The organism is Cobetia sp. SIMBA_158 (assembly GCF_046566945.1).
Lineage (GTDB): Bacteria > Pseudomonadota > Gammaproteobacteria > Pseudomonadales > Halomonadaceae > Cobetia > Cobetia amphilecti.
The window spans coordinates 62,059-77,810 of sequence record NZ_JAWJYL010000013.1 but is presented as its reverse complement, the minus strand read 5'-3'; the positions used below and the strand labels follow the sequence as shown (position 1 = coordinate 77,810).

At 65.2% G+C, this 15,752-nt stretch carries 14 protein-coding genes; 2 read left to right on the top strand and 12 right to left on the bottom strand.

The window, feature by feature from the left end:
* Positions 1-123: 123 nt before the first annotated feature.
* From smc to ccmA, 10 genes are all read right to left on the bottom strand, one after another.
* Positions 124-3,645, bottom strand: a complete 3,522-nt coding sequence (gene smc / locus R2R70_RS16270; RefSeq protein WP_410978503.1) for a chromosome segregation protein SMC — start codon at positions 3,643-3,645, stop codon at positions 124-126.
* Between the two features lie 280 nt (positions 3,646-3,925).
* On the bottom strand, positions 3,926-5,293 hold the full coding sequence (gene ccmI / locus R2R70_RS16265; protein ID WP_410978502.1) for a c-type cytochrome biogenesis protein CcmI: 1,368 nt from the start codon (positions 5,291-5,293) through the stop codon (positions 3,926-3,928).
* Positions 5,290-5,838, bottom strand: a complete 549-nt coding sequence (locus tag R2R70_RS16260; RefSeq protein ID WP_410978501.1) for a cytochrome c-type biogenesis protein CcmH — start codon at positions 5,836-5,838, stop codon at positions 5,290-5,292. The genes ccmI and R2R70_RS16260 overlap by 4 nt, the downstream gene beginning before the upstream one ends.
* Positions 5,835-6,413 carry a DsbE family thiol:disulfide interchange protein gene (locus tag R2R70_RS16255; RefSeq protein ID WP_410978500.1) on the bottom strand — a complete coding sequence of 193 codons (579 nt, stop codon included), beginning with the start codon at positions 6,411-6,413 and terminating at the stop codon, positions 5,835-5,837. The genes R2R70_RS16260 and R2R70_RS16255 overlap by 4 nt, the downstream gene beginning before the upstream one ends.
* Positions 6,410-8,410 carry a heme lyase CcmF/NrfE family subunit gene (locus R2R70_RS16250; protein WP_410978515.1) on the bottom strand — a complete coding sequence of 667 codons (2,001 nt, stop codon included), beginning with the start codon at positions 8,408-8,410 and terminating at the stop codon, positions 6,410-6,412. Before R2R70_RS16250 ends, R2R70_RS16255 begins: the two co-directional genes overlap by 4 nt.
* Positions 8,410-8,916, bottom strand: a complete 507-nt coding sequence (gene ccmE / locus R2R70_RS16245; RefSeq protein ID WP_131431224.1) for a cytochrome c maturation protein CcmE — start codon at positions 8,914-8,916, stop codon at positions 8,410-8,412. The genes R2R70_RS16250 and ccmE overlap by 1 nt, the downstream gene beginning before the upstream one ends.
* Positions 8,917-8,997: 81 nt before the next feature.
* Complete coding sequence (ccmD, locus tag R2R70_RS16240; protein WP_286173649.1) at positions 8,998-9,264, bottom strand: heme exporter protein CcmD; 267 nt, start codon at positions 9,262-9,264, stop codon at positions 8,998-9,000.
* The gene (locus R2R70_RS16235; protein WP_303569568.1) at positions 9,261-10,028 is read right to left on the bottom strand and encodes a heme ABC transporter permease; all 768 of its coding nucleotides are present in this window, start codon (positions 10,026-10,028) and stop codon (positions 9,261-9,263) included. Before R2R70_RS16235 ends, ccmD begins: the two co-directional genes overlap by 4 nt.
* A gap of 165 nt (positions 10,029-10,193) precedes the next feature.
* Entirely contained in the window at positions 10,194-10,916 is a 723-nt protein-coding gene (gene ccmB, locus R2R70_RS16230) for a heme exporter protein CcmB (protein WP_043333704.1), read from the bottom strand.
* Positions 10,913-11,692, bottom strand: a complete 780-nt coding sequence (gene ccmA / locus R2R70_RS16225; RefSeq protein ID WP_131431223.1) for a cytochrome c biogenesis heme-transporting ATPase CcmA — start codon at positions 11,690-11,692, stop codon at positions 10,913-10,915. The genes ccmB and ccmA overlap by 4 nt, the downstream gene beginning before the upstream one ends.
* A 475-nt stretch (positions 11,693-12,167) precedes the next feature.
* Between ccmA and R2R70_RS16220 the strand changes: the two genes are divergently transcribed.
* Together R2R70_RS16220 and R2R70_RS16215 are read left to right on the top strand one after the other, a co-directional pair.
* Complete coding sequence (locus R2R70_RS16220) at positions 12,168-12,644, top strand: LexA family protein (RefSeq protein WP_043333703.1); 477 nt, start codon at positions 12,168-12,170, stop codon at positions 12,642-12,644.
* Positions 12,645-12,670: 26 nt separating this feature from the next.
* On the top strand, positions 12,671-13,297 hold the full coding sequence (locus R2R70_RS16215) for an IMPACT family protein (RefSeq protein WP_054555296.1): 627 nt from the start codon (positions 12,671-12,673) through the stop codon (positions 13,295-13,297).
* A gap of 110 nt (positions 13,298-13,407) precedes the next feature.
* Here R2R70_RS16215 and R2R70_RS16210 read toward each other — a convergent pair whose 3' ends face one another.
* Positions 13,408-14,037, bottom strand: a complete 630-nt coding sequence (locus R2R70_RS16210) for an FMN-dependent NADH-azoreductase (protein WP_107335599.1) — start codon at positions 14,035-14,037, stop codon at positions 13,408-13,410.
* A 153-nt stretch (positions 14,038-14,190) separates the two neighbouring features.
* The gene (locus tag R2R70_RS16205) at positions 14,191-15,171 is read right to left on the bottom strand and encodes an MliC family protein (RefSeq protein ID WP_410978499.1); all 981 of its coding nucleotides are present in this window, start codon (positions 15,169-15,171) and stop codon (positions 14,191-14,193) included.
* Positions 15,172-15,752: the final 581 nt, after the last annotated feature.

Sequence of the window (15,752 nt, the reverse complement as noted above, 5' to 3'; positions counted from 1 at the left end):
TATGACGCAAACTCGTAGTGCTTTCGATCTCTAGATGCAACACGATCTTGCCAACTAGGCCGCCAAGGCGGCCACTGGCTACCGCGCCGGAGGATGACCTTGCCCTCCTGAACGGCTTTTCCCTCACGCTTCGGCAAGCACGGCAGCTTCTTCTATCCCTACAGAGACAAGGCGCGAGACGCCGGGTTCCTGCATGGTGACACCCATCAGCCGATCTGCCGCTTCCATGGCGATCTTGTTATGGGTGATATAGATGAACTGTACGCTTTCCGACATCTCCTTCACCAGCCTTGCATAGCGTCCGACGTTGGCATCATCCAGCGGTGCATCCACCTCATCGAGCATGCAGAACGGGGCCGGATTGAGCTGGAAGATGGCGAAGACCAGCGCCAGTGCCGTCAGTGCCTTCTCGCCGCCTGATAACAGGTGAATGGTGGAGTTTTTCTTGCCCGGTGGCCGCGCCATGATCGCGACTCCCGTCTCCAGCAAATCATCACCAGTCAGCGTCAACCATGCGGTTCCGCCCCCGAAGATCTTGGGGAAAAGCGCCTGGATTCCGGCATTGACCTTGTCGAAGGTGTCCTTGAAGCGCACCCGTGTTTCCTGGTCAATCTTGCGGATGGCGCGCTCGAGGGTCTCCAGCGCTTCGCTCAGCTCGGCATGCTGGGCTTCCAGATAGTTGCGACGCTCGGCCTGCTGGTCGTATTCCTCGATGGCCGCCAGGTTGATGGCCCCCAGCCGCTTGATGCGCTCGCCGATCTGCTCGAGGTTGTGGCTCCAGGCCGATTCGGTGGCATTGGGGTCCAGCTCGTCCTCGAGCTGCGTGATCGCTGCCTCGTCATAACCCAGTTCCGCCAGTTGCTCGTCCTGCGCATCGCCCTTGAGGGTCAGCGCCTGCACCTGCATGCGGCCTTCCTCGAGGCGCTGGCGAATCCCCTCGAGATTGCGCTCATGAGTCTGACGCGCCTGTTCCGCCTGACGCATCTGTTCGACCAATTCATGAGTCTTGTCACGACAGGCGTTGAGCTTGGTTTCCTGATACAGACGCGTCTCGAGCAGCATCTCGAGCTTTTCGCGCTCTTCTTCCTGCGGCAGTGAGGCCTCTTCGCGGCTGGCCTCGAGCATCTCGATGCGCTCGGCGAGCTTCTCGCGCTGCTCGACGGCTCGCATGCGCTGGCCCTGCATGCCATCACGCTCGGTAGTCAGGCGCTGACGCTCCATGTCGAGACGGTTGACCTGCTCACGCGCGGGCGCCAGCTGGGCACGCAGCCCGGCCAGCGCCTCCTGATGTTCGCGCCGTGAACGCTCCAGCGACTCGCGCGACTGGGCATTGTTCTCGACCGCCTCCAATGCCTGCTGCCAGCGCTCGCGCGCCTCCTCCAGCGTCAGGGCCTGAGTCTCACGCGTTTCCGCCAGCTGCTCGAGCTCCTCATCCAGCTCACGAGCGCGGCCATCGACATGCTCCAGGCGGCTGGCGATGCCGGCCTCCTTTAGACTGACTTCACGCTGGCGCTCGCCCAGCTCGCGCTCTTCGACGCGCAGATGCTCAAGTTGCTGCTCGGCGCCGGCAATCTGTTCGGCGGCTGCGGCCAGACGCGTCTCGATCTCCTCGAGACGCTCATCCAGTGACTCGAGCTCCAGCACGACCTGCTCGAGGCGCGCCCGCTGGGCGATGACGCTATCGGCACGTTCACCGGCTACCTGACGGCGGCTCCAGCCCTGCCCCAACCACAGGCCGTCCGGCGTCAGCACGCTCTCGTGCGCGGCCAGCGATTCACGCCTGGCCCAGGCGGCTGCCTGTGACTCGACACAGTGGATGCTGGCCAGCCAGCCGGCCAAGGCATCCGCGCCGCTCACCTGCGCCGCCAATGTGCCGGCGGGGCGGGCTGCCGCGCTGGACGCCGGCGTGCCATCGACCAGCAACAGCTCGCCGCCGGGCAGCTCATCCATCAGCGTGGCCAGCCGCGACGGTTCGCTCGCCGCCAGGCGCGCCTTGAGGAAGGGCCCCAGCACCCAGGCACTGGCCGATTCCCATCCCTCGGCGACCTCGAGCCCCTCGGCCAACGCCGGGGTCTCGGCGAGCCCATGCTGCTCCAGATGGCTCGCCAGACTGTCATCGTCGTCACGCAGCGCCGCGTTGATCAGTGCCTCAAGCGAGGCCTTCTCGCCCTGCAAGACGTTGCGACGCTGGCGCAGCTGATCACGCTCTCCATCCAGCGCCAGACGATCAGCCTGGGCCTGCTCACGGGCTTCACTGGCCTGCTCGCGGCGCGACTCCAGCGATTCGCCACTGAGCGACAATTCATCGAGCTGCTCGCGCAGCTCCTCGCGGGCTTCACGCAACTCGGCGACATCCGGCAGCTCCGCCAGCTGCTGGCGACGGCGTTCGCGCTGGCGCTCGGCGTCGGCGATGGCATTCTCGAGCTGCTGGATCTCGCTCTGGGCCCGCTCGGCGCCACGCTGGGATTCGTTGTCGGCCTGACTGAAGCGCTCCCACTCGCTCTGGCTGTCCTGGCGGCGCTCTTCGGCCTCCTCCAATGACAGCTCGAGCCCTTCGAGGGTCTCGCGGGCCAGCTCGAGTTCCGGGGCGATGTCTTCCAGGCGCGCATCGATCATCTCGAGGCGCTCACCGTCCTCGCCCTCGACGCGCTGGATGTCGCTCAGCTCGCGCCTGGCCATCTCGAGATCCGCCGCCAGCTGCTGCTCACGGGTGCGGGCGTGCTCGAGACTCTGCTCGAGGCGCGCGATCTGGGCTCCGGTCTCATAGAAGGCGGCCTGATGGGTTTCCAGCTCTCCCGCCAGCTCGTCGTGCTGATAGCGCTGCTCTTCCAGCTGGCTCTCGCACTGACGCTGACCGAGAATCTCGCGCTCGACGCCGGTTTCCAGCTCCGCGACGCGTGACTGCTGCTCGCGCTGCTGCGCACGCAGGCCCCGCCGACGCAGCACGGCCAGCTCGCCCTTGAGGCGGTATTCATCCTGCTTGAGGGTCTGATAGCGCTTGGCGGCCTCGGCCTGACGCTTGAGGCGCTCGAGCTGCTTGTCGAGCTCCTCACGCAGGTCATCCAGGCGCTCCATGTTCTCCTGGGTGCGCTTCATGCGGTTCTCGGTCTCGCGGCGGCGCTCCTTGTACTTGGAGATGCCCGCGGCTTCCTCGAGGGTGCTGCGCAGGTCATCCGGGCGCGCCTCGATCAGCTGCGAGATCATGCCCTGACCGATGATGGAGTAGGAGCGCGGCCCGAGGCCGGTACCGAGGAAGACGTCGGCGATATCACGCCGGCGACACTTCTGGCCATTGAGGAAGTAGCCGGACTGGCCATCGCGCGTCACCAGACGCTTGACCGCTATCTCGGCGTACTCGGACCAGGCGCCACCGAGGCTGCCATCGGCATTGTCGAAGGTCAGCTCGATGGAGGCCTGCCCCACCGGCTTGCGCCCGGTGGAGCCATTGAAGATGACGTCCGTCATCGACTCGCCGCGCAGATTCTTGGCGCTGGACTCGCCCATCACCCAGCGCACAGCATCGATGACGTTCGATTTCCCGCAGCCGTTGGGGCCGAGAATCGCCGTCATGTTGCTGTCGAAGGGCACGGTGACCGGATCGACGAAGGATTTGAAGCCGACCAGCTTGATCGATTTGAGCCGCATTGCGCCTGGCGCGTCCTTGAGTCTGGAGAAAGAAGGTCTGAAGAAACAACTTCTGGAGAAAGAAGCTCTGACGCAGGAAAACCTGAAATACCGCGGCGTCGCAGGCCTTTCGACAAGAGCCCGCACCGCCGCAAGGTAAACATGTCCTTACGACGAGACAGCCGGTCATCGAGGGTATTTTCGAAAAACCAGCGCGCAGTCTACCCAAAAGCAGCGATGGCCCCAACCGGCGCAATGACAAACGAAGCCGTCATCGCGCGGGCCAGGGGCCAATCGCGACTTACTGAGTGACGCGGTGATCGATGCGCAGTGCCAGCGGCGCCTGTGTCGCATCAGTGCCCTTCTCGTCATCGTCATCGGCACTGCGGGTGACGATGACATTCTCGAGCTTGCCTTCGAGATCCCCCGGCTGGGCAGTCGGCTGCCCAGAGGCAGAGATACGCGCCACGAGCGTGACGCGCTCGGCCATCGAGAGCCGCGCCATCGGGGCCATGGCGTTGTCGTCCGACAGAGTGAGCGTCAGCGGCAGCTTGTCCGCGGTGGTGCGCACCACTGCCAGCGGCGGCAGCTTGCCTTCGCCATCGCGCGCCACGATGAACAGGGTCGCCGCTTCGGCGCTGACCGGCAGCGCCGCCAGCTGCGCCTCGAGCGCCGGGTCCAGTGACACCTTGAGCGTCAGACGTGCGGCGCCCTCCTTGCTGTCCTGATCAGCCGCAGTGCTCTGAGCCGCCGAGCCTTGGTCTGGCGCGACCGAGTTGGCCAGGGCGACCGAGGCATCGACATCACCGGCACTGGCCATGCGCTGGCGTGCGGCCTTGATGCCTTCGCGCAGCGCCTTGGCGGCATCGGGATTCTCGAAGCCGGCAATCGCCTTGCGCCAGTAATCGATGGCCTCGGAATAGCGGGCATGATCGAAGGCCTCGATCCCGAGCAGGCCGAGTACCGTCGGCTGACGCGGATCGGCCGCCAGCACTTCATCGACCAGTGCCTGGACCTCATCAGTCAGGGTGCGTTGGGCGGCGAAGAACTTGAGCTGCGCCAGCTGCGCGATCAGCGCAGGCACGCGACCCTCGAGCGCGATCAACGCCTCGAGCGACTGCATGGCCTCATCGAGACGTCCGGCATCGCGGTAGAGCGGGAACAGCGCCATCCACACCTTGGCGTTGTCGGGCTGGGCCTCGGCCTCGGCGCGCAGCCGGGCGATGCGCGCCTCAAAGCTGGCAGCATCGTGGATCGGCGTGGCGGCAATCGCCTGCGCCAGCGCCAGGTCCCCGCTCGCGCCTTCGCGCTGATACCAGTAGAGCGAGCCCGCCACCATCGCCACCAGCAACACGGGCACCAGCACGCGCCCGCTGCTGGCCGCCTGGAGCGGGGAGCGCTTGAGGGATTCGGCGTCTTCCAGCAGGCTGCGTTCCAGCTCGACCCGCCCTTCCGCCAGCGCCGTGTCATCCAGCTCGCCGCGCGCATGGCCGCGCTCCAGCGATGCCAGTCGACGCCGATAGACACGCACGTTCTCGGCGCCGAGGCTGTCGTTGTCCTCGAACGCCTGCTGATCGGCATGCACGCGACGCGCCCGCCGCAACGGCAGCAATAGCAGCCAGCCGGCGGGAATCAACAGCACGGCAATCGCCAGCCATAACAGGATCATGAGCGCTCCTTGGCAGTGTGTTGCCCAGCGCCGGGCTGCTCATCGCTGGACTGGCGGTGCGTGGCAAGCAGTGCCGACAGGCGCGCCTGCTCATCATCATCCAGCGCACGCACTCGCGCACGCCGCCGGGCGCGCACGATCAGGGTCACGACCAGCAAGCCGAGCAGAATCAGGACAGCGGGACCGCCCCACAGCAGCCAGGTGCGCCCATCGAGGCGCGGGTTGTAGAGCACGTACTCGCCGAAGCGCGCGACCATGAAATTCTGGATCTCGCTGTCGCTGCGGCCGTCCTTGAGCAGGTCCGCCACGTTCTGGCGCATGTCACCGGCGATGGGGGAGTCCGAGTCACCGATCGCCTGGTTCTGACACTTGGGGCAGCGCAGTGCGGCGGTCAGGCTGTCGTAGCGCTTCTGCAGCACCGGGTTGTCGAACTGATGCATCTCGATGGCGGCCTGCGCCTTGCCGGCAGACAGCCAGGCAAGAAACATCAGCACCACCAGCGCCTGCACCAGCGGGATGGCGAAACTCCTGAGCACGGTTTTCATGAGCTGGCCTCCTCATCGGGCGTGCTGGCGGCGTCAGTCGCGGGCTCTGCAATGCGTTCCAGCGTCGGCAGGATGACGTCGCGGACATCTTCGGGGCGGATGTAGCCGGTGTGGTGATAGCGGATCACGCCCTCGGCATCGACCAGGAAGGTTTCCGGTGCCCCATAGACGCCAAGATCAAAGCCCAGCGTGCCGTCGGGGTCGAACAGATTGACGCTGAACGGGTTGCCGAATTCCTCCAGGAACTGGCGGCCCTTGGCGCGGGTGTCCTTGTAGTCGACACCGACCATGTGCACGCCGCGGCTGGCGAGATCCAGCAGCTGCGGCATCTCGTGCTTGCAGGTCGGGCACCACTCGCCCCAGACGTTGACGAGGCTGACCTGCCCCTTGAACAGCGAGGCATCGAGGCGCGCCTGCGGATCACTCAAGGTGCTGAGCGAGAATTCGGGGAAGGGCCGCGACAGCAGCGCGGAGTCCCGTGCATAGGGGTCATCATCGAGGCGCTGGTAGAGGAAGGCGCCCAGCCCCACCACGACCACCAGCGGCACGAACAGCACCAGACGACGAATATTCATGGGCGAGCCTCCTGCGTGGCGAGGGAGCGGGTGTCAGAGGCCATACTGGCCTCGACACGGCGGCGATAACGGCGATCCAGCACGGCGATCACGCCGCCCGCCCCCATCAACAGGGCGCCCAGCCACAGCCAGCGCACGAAGGGTTTGACCTGGATGCGTACCGCCCAGCTGTCGTCATCCAGCTTCTCGCCCATGGCGACGTAGAGGTCACGCGTGAAGCCGGCATCGAGCGCGGTCTCGGTCATCGGCATGCCGCTGGCCAGGAACAGTCGCTTCTCGGGATGCAGTGTCGTCACCGCCTTGCCATCACGGCTGACCTCCACCGTGGCGCGGTCCGACAGGTAGTTGGGGCCGCGATATTCACCAAGCTCTGTCATGCGGAACTGATAGCCGCCCACGCTGACTTCCTTGCCCTGCACCATGCGCACGTTCTCGGCGACCTCGGCATTGGAGACCAGCGTCACGCCGACGATGGTCACCGCCAGCCCCAGATGCGCCAGCTGCATGCCCCAGTAGCTGGGTGTGAGGCGCTTGAGCCCCGCCCAGCGACCCGCCTTAGAGGCACTCTTGTCCCACAGGTCGCGCAGCAGCGGCAGCACCACCCACAGCGCGATGACCAGTCCGAGCGCCACCGAGAAGCTCCACTCGATATCCAGCGTCAGTGGCAGCAGGCCGCCGATGACGAGTGCCGCGCAGCCGGCCAGCGCCAGACGACGCATAAGCTCGCGGCCCGGCATCTGCTTCCAGCGCGAGGCCGGCCCGAGGCCCATGAAGGCACACAGCAGCGTGGTCAGCGGCACGAACAGCGCATTGAAGTACGGCGGGCCCACCGAGATCTTGCCCAGCCCCAGCGAATCCAGCACCAGAGGATAGAGGGTGCCCAGCAGCACGGTGACCATCATCACCAGCAGTACGAGATTGTTGACCAGCAGGAAGGCATCCCGCGACAACCAGTGAAAGCCCAGCGTCGAACGCACGCGCGGCGCGCGCAGCGCGAACAGCAGCAGCGAGCCACCGACGGTAATGCCGAGCAGCACCAGAATGAACAGCCCGCGATCGGGGTCGCTGGCGAAGGCGTGCACCGAGGTCAGCACGCCGGAGCGCACCAGGAAGGTGCCCAGCAGTGACAGCGAGAAGGCGAAGATCGACAGCAGCACCGTCCAGCTCTTGAAGGCGCCGCGCTTCTCGGTGACCGCCAGCGAGTGGATCAGGGCGGTACCGGCCAGCCACGGCATCAAGGAGGCATTCTCCACCGGGTCCCAGAACCACCAGCCGCCCCAGCCGAGCTCGTAGTAGGCCCACCAGCTGCCCAGCGCGATGCCGACGGTGAGGAAGGCCCAGGCGATGTTGGTCCAGGGGCGCGCCCAGCGTGCCCAGGCGGCATCGAGACGCCCGCCCATCAGTGCCGCCATCGCGAATGCGAACGCCACCGAGAAGCCCACATAGCCCATGTAGAGCATCGGCGGATGGATGATCAGCCCGATGTCCTGCAGCAGCGGATTGAGGTCCGCGCCGTCAGCCGGCATGTCCGGCAGCAGGCGTGCGAAGGGATTGGAGGTCAGCAGCACGAAGGCCATGAAGCCGGTGGAGATCAGCCCCATGATGCCCAGCACCCGTGCCAGCATGTCGCGCGGCAGATGGCGCGCGCCCAGCGAGACGGCAAAGCCCCAGCCGGCCAGTATCAGGCTCCACAGCAGCACCGAGCCCTCATGGCTGCCCCACACGGCGCTGAACTTGAAGTACCACGGCAGCTGACTGTTTGAGTTGTTGGCGATGTAGGTGACGCTGAAATCATCCAGCAGGAAGCTCGCGGTCAGGCAGGCATAGGCGATCAGCACGAACAGGAACTGCCCCCAGGCCATCGGCTGGGCGAAGCTCATCCACAGCGGACGGCGCGTACTGGCCCCCGCCAGCGGTACGACCGCCTGCACACAGGCCAGACAGGCGCCCAGAATCAGCGCGAAGTGGCCGATTTCCGGCAACAGTTGCGTCACCATCACGGGGTCTCCTGCGGATCGAGCGCGGCCTTGGCTGCGCTGCTGTCGCTGGTCAGGTTGCCCGTCCTGTTACCAGACACATCACGCCCGGAGGCCTTGAGTGCATCGGTCACCTCCGGCGGCATGTACTTCTCGTCATGCTTGGCCAGCACCTCGCTGGCCTCGAGATACTCACCATCGAAGGTGCCCATCACCACCACGCCCTGCCCTTCACGGAACAGGTCCGGCAGGATGCCCTGATAATGCACCGTCACGTCATGATCGAAATCCGTGACGGTGAAGATGGCATCCAGCGTCTCGTTGTCGCGCCTGACACTGCCATCACGCACCATGCCGCCCGCACGGATCTGCCGCCCCTGGGGCGCTTCGCCGGTGGCGATCTGCGTCGGGGTATAGAAGGCGTTGATGTTGGCGCGCAGGGCATAGAGGGTCAGGCCCACCGCGAGGGCGGCCAGCAGCACGATGGCCGTGACGATATACAGGCGCTGCTTGCGTTTGGGAGTCATGGTCAGGGCTCGATCAGGGCAAGGGACGGTCAAGCCTCTCGCGGTCAGCGGGACAACCGCCGCGGGAGGGAGAAAACAGGTTCAATCACGAGAGGTGTGGCGCGAAGCCTGATGTGACGAACGATGCGAAGCGCGGTGTGAAGCAGGGTGCGAAGAATGACGGGAAGCGTCACGGCGCAGGCGGCGACGGATATCCGCCTCCAGCGCGCGACGCGACAACCGCGTGGCGATCACCAGCCCCACCAGACACGCCGCCGTCAGCCCCCAGGCCGACCACACATACAGCGCATGGCCGCCCATGGCGAAGAACTCGCTGACACTCGAGAAGGCGATGCCCGGCAGGTTCATGGCTTGTCCCCTTCTGTCGCGACTACCGCCGCGTCGGGGTGCGCATGCGCAGATGGACTCAGCAGATCACGCACCCACTGCTTGCGACTCTCGCGTCTCAGCAACTCGACCCGCGTGCGCATCAGCACCAGCGCGCCGAACAGGGCGTAGAAGCCGATCACCATCATCAGCAAGGGGATCCACATGCTGGCCGGCATCGGCGGCGCTTCGCTGAGCGTGAAGGTGGCCGGTTGATGCAGTGTGCTCCACCAGTCCACCGAATACTTGATGATCGGGATGTTGACCATGCCGACCAGCGCCAGGATCGAGGCCGCGCGCGAACCGCTGTCACGGCTGGCGAAGGAGCCACGCAGCACGATCACGCCCAGATACAGGAACAGCTGGATCAGCATCGAGGTCAGCCGGGCATCCCAGATCCACCAGGTGCCCCAGGTGGGAATGCCCCACACCGAGCCGGAAAACAGCGCCAGCGCCGTCATCAGCGCACCGACGGGCGCGGCGGCCGTGGCGACCATGTCCGCCAGCTTGATCTTCCACACCAGGAAGATGAGCGCGCACACCGCCAGCAGCATGAAGCACGACTGGGCGAGAATCGCCGCCGGCACATGCACATAGATGATGCGGAAGCTGTTGCCCTGCTGGTAGTCGGCGGGCGCGAAGGCCAGCCCCCAGACACTGCCGGCCACCAGCGCGATGATGGCCAGGGCCCAGAACCATGGCAGCCAGCGCTGGCTGGCCGCGAAGAAGGTCGCCGGTGCGCCCATGCGATGCAGCCACGGCCATAGCCCGCCCTTGCGGGGGCGAACCTTGCGGGCAGGCGCTTGAGGAGAGTCGGAGTCGGCGGTCACACGGGCCTCTTGTCAGGGGCAATGAAGAGCCTTGCGAATGCCCGAGAATGCTCGGGCAGCGTCATGCAGTTCTTGATCGGGCTAGCCATTGATGCTCAGCCTGAGTCCGGCGGCGATGGCGAGCGGTGCCAGCAGCAGGGCCAGCGCCAGCATCGCGCCCAGAATGGCCAGATGGGCCAGGCTGGGCATGCCGTTGACGGCGCTCTGTACGGCGCCGGCGCCGAAGATCAGCACCGGAATGTACAGCGGCAGGATGATCAGCGAGAGCAGCACTCCGCCGCGCCGCAGCCCCACCGTGAGCGCCGCACCGATCGCGCCGATCAATGACAGGCTCATGCTGCCCAGCGCCAGCGAGGCGATCAACACGCCAAAGGCGCCGCTCGGCAGCCCCAGCATCACGCCCAGCAAGGGTGCCATCAGCGCCAGCGGCAGGCCGGTCAGCAGCCAGTGGCCCGCCACCTTGGCCAGCACCAGCAACGGCAATGGCTGCGGCGTCAGCAACAGTTGCTCGAGGCTGCCGTCCTCCAGATCCTGCCGGAACAGACCGTCCAGTGACAGCAGCGTCGCCAGCAATGCCGCCACCCACAGCAGGCCCGGCGCCAGCGTCGCCAGCAGCGCCTTGTCCGGTGAGATGCCCAGCGGGAACAGCGTGATCACCAGGGCGAAGAACACCAGTGGATTGATCAGCTCACTGCGTCGGCGCAGCGCCTGACGCAGGTCGCGCGCGAGGGTCGCCTTGAAGGCCCCGGCCAGCGAACTGGTGGGCGGGGCCTCGGGCAGTGCCGTCAGCAGCTCATGGTTCATGCCGAGGCGCCTTGTGTCGAGGCTGTGTCTTTCCCGCCCACGCCCTGCTCTGAACCCTGTTCTAGCCCCTGCTCCGATCCCTGTCCGGCCTTCTCCCCTTCCTTCGCGCCCAGGCACAGGCGGCGCAAGCGCGAGGCCTGTGAGAAGCGATGATGAGTCGTCATCACCACGCTGCCCCCACGCTGGGCGTGAGCCAGCAGCAATGCCTCCAGCGCCTGAACGCCGTCACGATCGATGGCGGTAAAGGGCTCATCGAGCACCCACAGCCGGCGTGGCGTCAGATGCAGCCGCGCCAGCGCGATACGTCGCTGCTGACCGGCGGACAGCTGCTGGGCAGGCACATCCTCGAAACCGGCCAGCCCCACGGCGTCCAGCGCTGCCCAGGCGAGCTCGCGGCGGGCCTCTGCCTTCGCCTGCGGTTGACCGCCAAGCGCCTGATACCAGGCAAGGTTTTCCAATGCGGTAAGGGTGCCCTTGATGCCGGGCTGGTGACCCAGATAGAGCAGTGAGCCCAGAAAGTCGTCACGCACCCGCGAGGTGGGCTGGCCGCGCCACAGCACCTCGCCCTCGTAGTCATGGAACTGACCGGACAGAATCTTGAGCAGGGTCGTCTTGCCACTGCCATTGGGGCCCTCGACCTGCAGGATCTCTCCCGCATGCAGCGAAAGATCCAGCCCCTCGAACAGCCACCGCTCATCACGCTCACAGCCGAGCGCCACGACCGCCAACAGAGGCGGCGCGCTACAGACTTCATCGCTGGCAGACTGGCTGGGCATCCCGGATTCTCGCGGCTGAGCCGTCGCGGAGTGCGACATCAAGGGCTGACCCCGTGGGGTCACTGCGAGCCATTCTACGAGCTGAGGTCGACACTGACCACCGAGCAGCCGATCGCCTGACCTCGCAGCCCCGCCATGACGGGCAGTCAAGCACTCGAGAAATATATCAGCGACATGTGGTGCACATTCATACGACACACTTTCGCTGGATTGGCGCCAGTCGATCCGCTCACCTCTTGCCACTTCGCGAGAGCTTGCTATGATGCAGACACTGTATACAAAAACAGTATCCATACAGTACCTTCATCACACGCCTGCCGAGTGCAGGCACAGACTGATCGGGTCGGCTCAACGCGTTGCCAGCATGTTCGCGGAGCCTAGCAGGCGACAGATGAACTCAGCCTGACGACCCTCCACGCTGCACCGCAGGCCGACGCACCATCCGCGCCGACCGCACGGCATCAGGGGATAGCTCATGTCACGTCTTCACGCTCCGCACTACCTTCAGCGTCTTCACAACCTGCCGCTCAATGACCAGGCCTGGCAGGAAATCACCGCCAGCGACATGATGGATATCCCGCTGCTCGGCAACATCACCGCCGGCATGCCCATCGAAGCCATCGCCGACTGCGGTACGGTTGCCGTGCCGACGCGCATGGTGCGCCGCAATACCTACGCCTTGCGCGTGCGCGGCCATTCGATGATCAACTGCAATATCCATGATGGCGACATCATCATCATCGAACGCAGCGAAAGCGCCGAGAATGGCGAGACCGCCGTGGTGATGATCAATCAGCAGGAAGTGACGCTGAAGAAGCTGTATATCGAGAAGACCGGCGTGCGCCTGCAACCGGCCAACGACAGCATGGCCCCCATCTATCTCAAGAATGCCGATATCGAAGTGCTGGGCATGGTGATGGGCGTGGTGCGCGGCAATGCCGTCACTCACTGAGGGCGACGCTTTGGTAAGATGGTGCCATGACCTATCTGATACCGGCACTGGCGCCCGAGGCGCACCATGAACACAGCATCGAGATCGAGAAGAGCCGCTTCATCGCCTGGCTGGCCCATGCCCCGACGCCAGAAGGCATGACGCGGCTGCTGGCTCAGGCGCATCTCGCCCACCCCAACGCACGCCATCACTGCACGGCGTTCATCGCTGGGGCACCCAATGAGCAGAATGCCATCGGCTTCTCCGATGATGGCGAGCCGGGCGGCACTGCTGGCAGGCCGATGTATCAGGTGCTCGAAGGCAGTGGCGTCGGCCAGGTGGCCTGCGTGGTGATCCGCTACTTCGGCGGCATCAAGCTGGGCACCGGCGGCCTGGCGCGGGCATACAGCCGCGCGGTGCTCGAGGCGCTCGAGCACCTGCCCACCACGACCTTCACGCCGCGCACGCCCAGGCGTCTGAAAGTCGGCTTCGCCCATGAGGCCGATGTTCGCCACTGGTTGAGCGGCTACGATGTGCCGGTGGATGCCAGCGAATATGGTGCCGATGGCGTGGTGTTGACGGCGGGCTGGCCGCAAGGCGGCACCCAGCCGCCGCTGGAAGAACTGCATGCGCGCCTCAAGGGAGCGCTGGAAGTGCTCGACTCCCGCGACTGATCTGCACCAGCGACTGACCGACGCCAGCGCCTCCCTTTGGTTCTCCACAAACACGAACGCCATCGCCGCCCGGACAAGGGGCGGCGATGGCGTTCGTGTTTTCACTTCTCTCAGCGGAACTGCAGGGCTTCCACCTGATTGGCGATGGCTGCCTTGGCCTCGGCCAGCGAGGCGGCCCTGGACTCATCGCCCATGCTGAGGCCTTCGGCATACACGAAGTGCTGATCCGTGATGCCCATCAGCCCGAGCATGGATTTCAGATGCGGTGTCTGGGAGTCCATTTCAGTGCCCGCGTACATGCCGCCACGCGCCGCCAGTACCAGCGCCTGCTTGCCTTCCAGCAGGCCCACCGGCCCTTTCTCGGTATAGCGGAAGGTCTCTCCGGCACGCAGCACCCGGTCGAACCACGCCTTCATCTGCGTCGGCAAGCCCAGATTGTAGAGCGGTGCCGCAACGACCAGCAGGTCTGCCGCTCTCAGCTCGGCCAGAAAGCCATCGGACAGTGCGGCGAGCTTGCGTTGCTCGGCGCTACGCTCATCCGCCGGCGTCATCCAGGCCTGCATTTCCGCGCCATCGAGATGCGGCAGGTCACGCTCGACCAGATCATGATGCGTCAGCTGAAATGGCTGCCCGGAGGCCTCGAGCGCACTGACGAAGGATGAGGCCAGCGCACGTGAATTGCCCTTGTCGGCGAACAGGGAAGCAGACACCAGCAGGACATTGAGCGAAGCTTTTGACATGTGGAGGGTCTCCATGAAAGTGAGGCGCGATCCTGTCGACGGTATTCGACCCGATCCGCATGGACAGCATGATAAATGAACCATTCCACACGAAAAGCGACTTAAATCGCCCATATCATTCGAAAAAAGCGAATATTAAATCCAGCCAGCCTTTTATTCGACCGCTGACTGATAACGGAACGCCTCACCACAGCCCTTCAATTCCTGCCCCGCAATCGTCAAGGTCGCCGTCAGTGGATAGGGCGCGCCCTGCATGGAATCGAAGCAGGCGCCCGGCGCGACCACCAGCTGCAATGGCTCGCCCTGCTTGCCGTCAGCCGGGAGTTGCGCCTTGAGCACACGGCTATCGTTTGCCTCACGGGCGACCCGATAAGGCAGCTTCACCACCTGGACACCTGACGAGCGAGCACCAGCCTCCGCCTCTGCAGAGCGCTCGGATGCCTGCGCCTCGTGCGGCAACTCGAGCAAGCCCTGCATGGCCGTCAGCGTCAGCAGGTTGTGCTCGCTGTCGAGACTGACCTGCCAGCCGGGCTCGTTGCCCTGCGCCACCAACAGCGGCTTCTGCGTCGTCGGATGAATCACGCGCCGATCATCCTGCACACATTCCAGATTGCCATGGGCATTCTGCAGCATCGCCTCGGAACCCTTGAACCACACCTCCAGCCCCTCTTCACCGGGCAGCGCCTTCACATCACCAGACGCCTTCTCGGCCGGCGATGCACCGGCATTGGCCTGATAGCGCTCGCCCGAGGCACTGACGACCCGCTCCAGGGTATAGGCATGCCGCCGCGACCACAGGCGCAACCAGTCATGCGACGCCTCGGAGTCGCCTTCGCTGAAGGCCATCAGCAGATCCTGCGCCGGGGTGCAGCGCCACACCTGATACTCACTCGCCCGGGGCGGTGGCAGAAAACTGGAGGGCAAGGTCACGGCAGCGGCCTTGCCCAGCGATTCCGCACTGGGCGGCGCAGGTTTCTTTGCCACCTCATGCACCACGGGGCCCGGGCCCTGTGCGGGAGCCGGCACCTTGAGCGGCGGCTGGCCAGCATCCGTCCCTGACGCGGCATCCTGACTCCACGGCAGGGAGGTACATCCGGCCAGCAGCATGGGCACCGCCAGAGGCGACAGGCGCAAGCCCGCTCGACCGACAGCGATCATCCCTGGCGTGAGGCTCGCGGCCCACCTATGGGGCAACACACGGGAAATGGCAAAAAGACGACAGCAGTGACGTGACATGATGAACCCTCCCTGGGCATGTCGGACGACAAGATGCAGCGCAGGACTCTGATGATGAGACACTGCGGCATGGCTGGACTTCAAGGCGGAGACGGCGGCTTTCCTGGCGCACCCTGCCAAAGTCTATCAAGCGCAGCGGGGCTTGTGGGGATGGGAATGCACTGAGGGTACAAGGCGCGTGCCCTGCCGGCCTTGCATGACACCCTCCTGGCGCCTGACTCCGGCGCCCTTCGTGTTCCGCCGCCCCGAGTGATACGCGAATCGCCATGAATATGAGACAGTGTCATGAGCACTCTCGGGCAGCCGCGCGTCACGATGGTGGCTTGGCGGGGAGAAAATCCCGCTGCCACTCTCCCACTGATCCAGTCACGCGGGAGTGATTGACCCGCGCGCGGCTTGCGCCAGGACTTTCAACTTATCGTTCTCGACTTAACGTTCTCGGCTTGCCTGTCTCAACTGACCTGTCTCAACTGACCTGT

Coding starts and splice junctions, on each gene's coding strand:
- smc (WP_410978503.1), bottom strand. CDS start 3,645: ATGCGGCTCAAATCGATCAAGCTGGTCGGCTTCAAATCCTTCGTCGAT.
- ccmI (WP_410978502.1), bottom strand. CDS start 5,293: ATGATCCTGTTATGGCTGGCGATTGCCGTGCTGTTGATTCCCGCCGGC.
- R2R70_RS16260 (WP_410978501.1), bottom strand. CDS start 5,838: ATGAAAACCGTGCTCAGGAGTTTCGCCATCCCGCTGGTGCAGGCGCTG.
- R2R70_RS16255 (WP_410978500.1), bottom strand. CDS start 6,413: ATGAATATTCGTCGTCTGGTGCTGTTCGTGCCGCTGGTGGTCGTGGTG.
- R2R70_RS16250 (WP_410978515.1), bottom strand. CDS start 8,410: ATGGTGACGCAACTGTTGCCGGAAATCGGCCACTTCGCGCTGATTCTG.
- ccmE (WP_131431224.1), bottom strand. CDS start 8,916: ATGACTCCCAAACGCAAGCAGCGCCTGTATATCGTCACGGCCATCGTG.
- ccmD (WP_286173649.1), bottom strand. CDS start 9,264: ATGAACCTGCCGGGCATCGCCTTCTCGAGTGTCAGCGAGTTCTTCGCC.
- R2R70_RS16235 (WP_303569568.1), bottom strand. CDS start 10,028: ATGGGCGCACCGGCGACCTTCTTCGCGGCCAGCCAGCGCTGGCTGCCA.
- ccmB (WP_043333704.1), bottom strand. CDS start 10,916: ATGAACCATGAGCTGCTGACGGCACTGCCCGAGGCCCCGCCCACCAGT.
- ccmA (WP_131431223.1), bottom strand. CDS start 11,692: ATGCCCAGCCAGTCTGCCAGCGATGAAGTCTGTAGCGCGCCGCCTCTG.
- R2R70_RS16220 (WP_043333703.1), top strand. CDS start 12,168: ATGTCACGTCTTCACGCTCCGCACTACCTTCAGCGTCTTCACAACCTG.
- R2R70_RS16215 (WP_054555296.1), top strand. CDS start 12,671: ATGACCTATCTGATACCGGCACTGGCGCCCGAGGCGCACCATGAACAC.
- R2R70_RS16210 (WP_107335599.1), bottom strand. CDS start 14,037: ATGTCAAAAGCTTCGCTCAATGTCCTGCTGGTGTCTGCTTCCCTGTTC.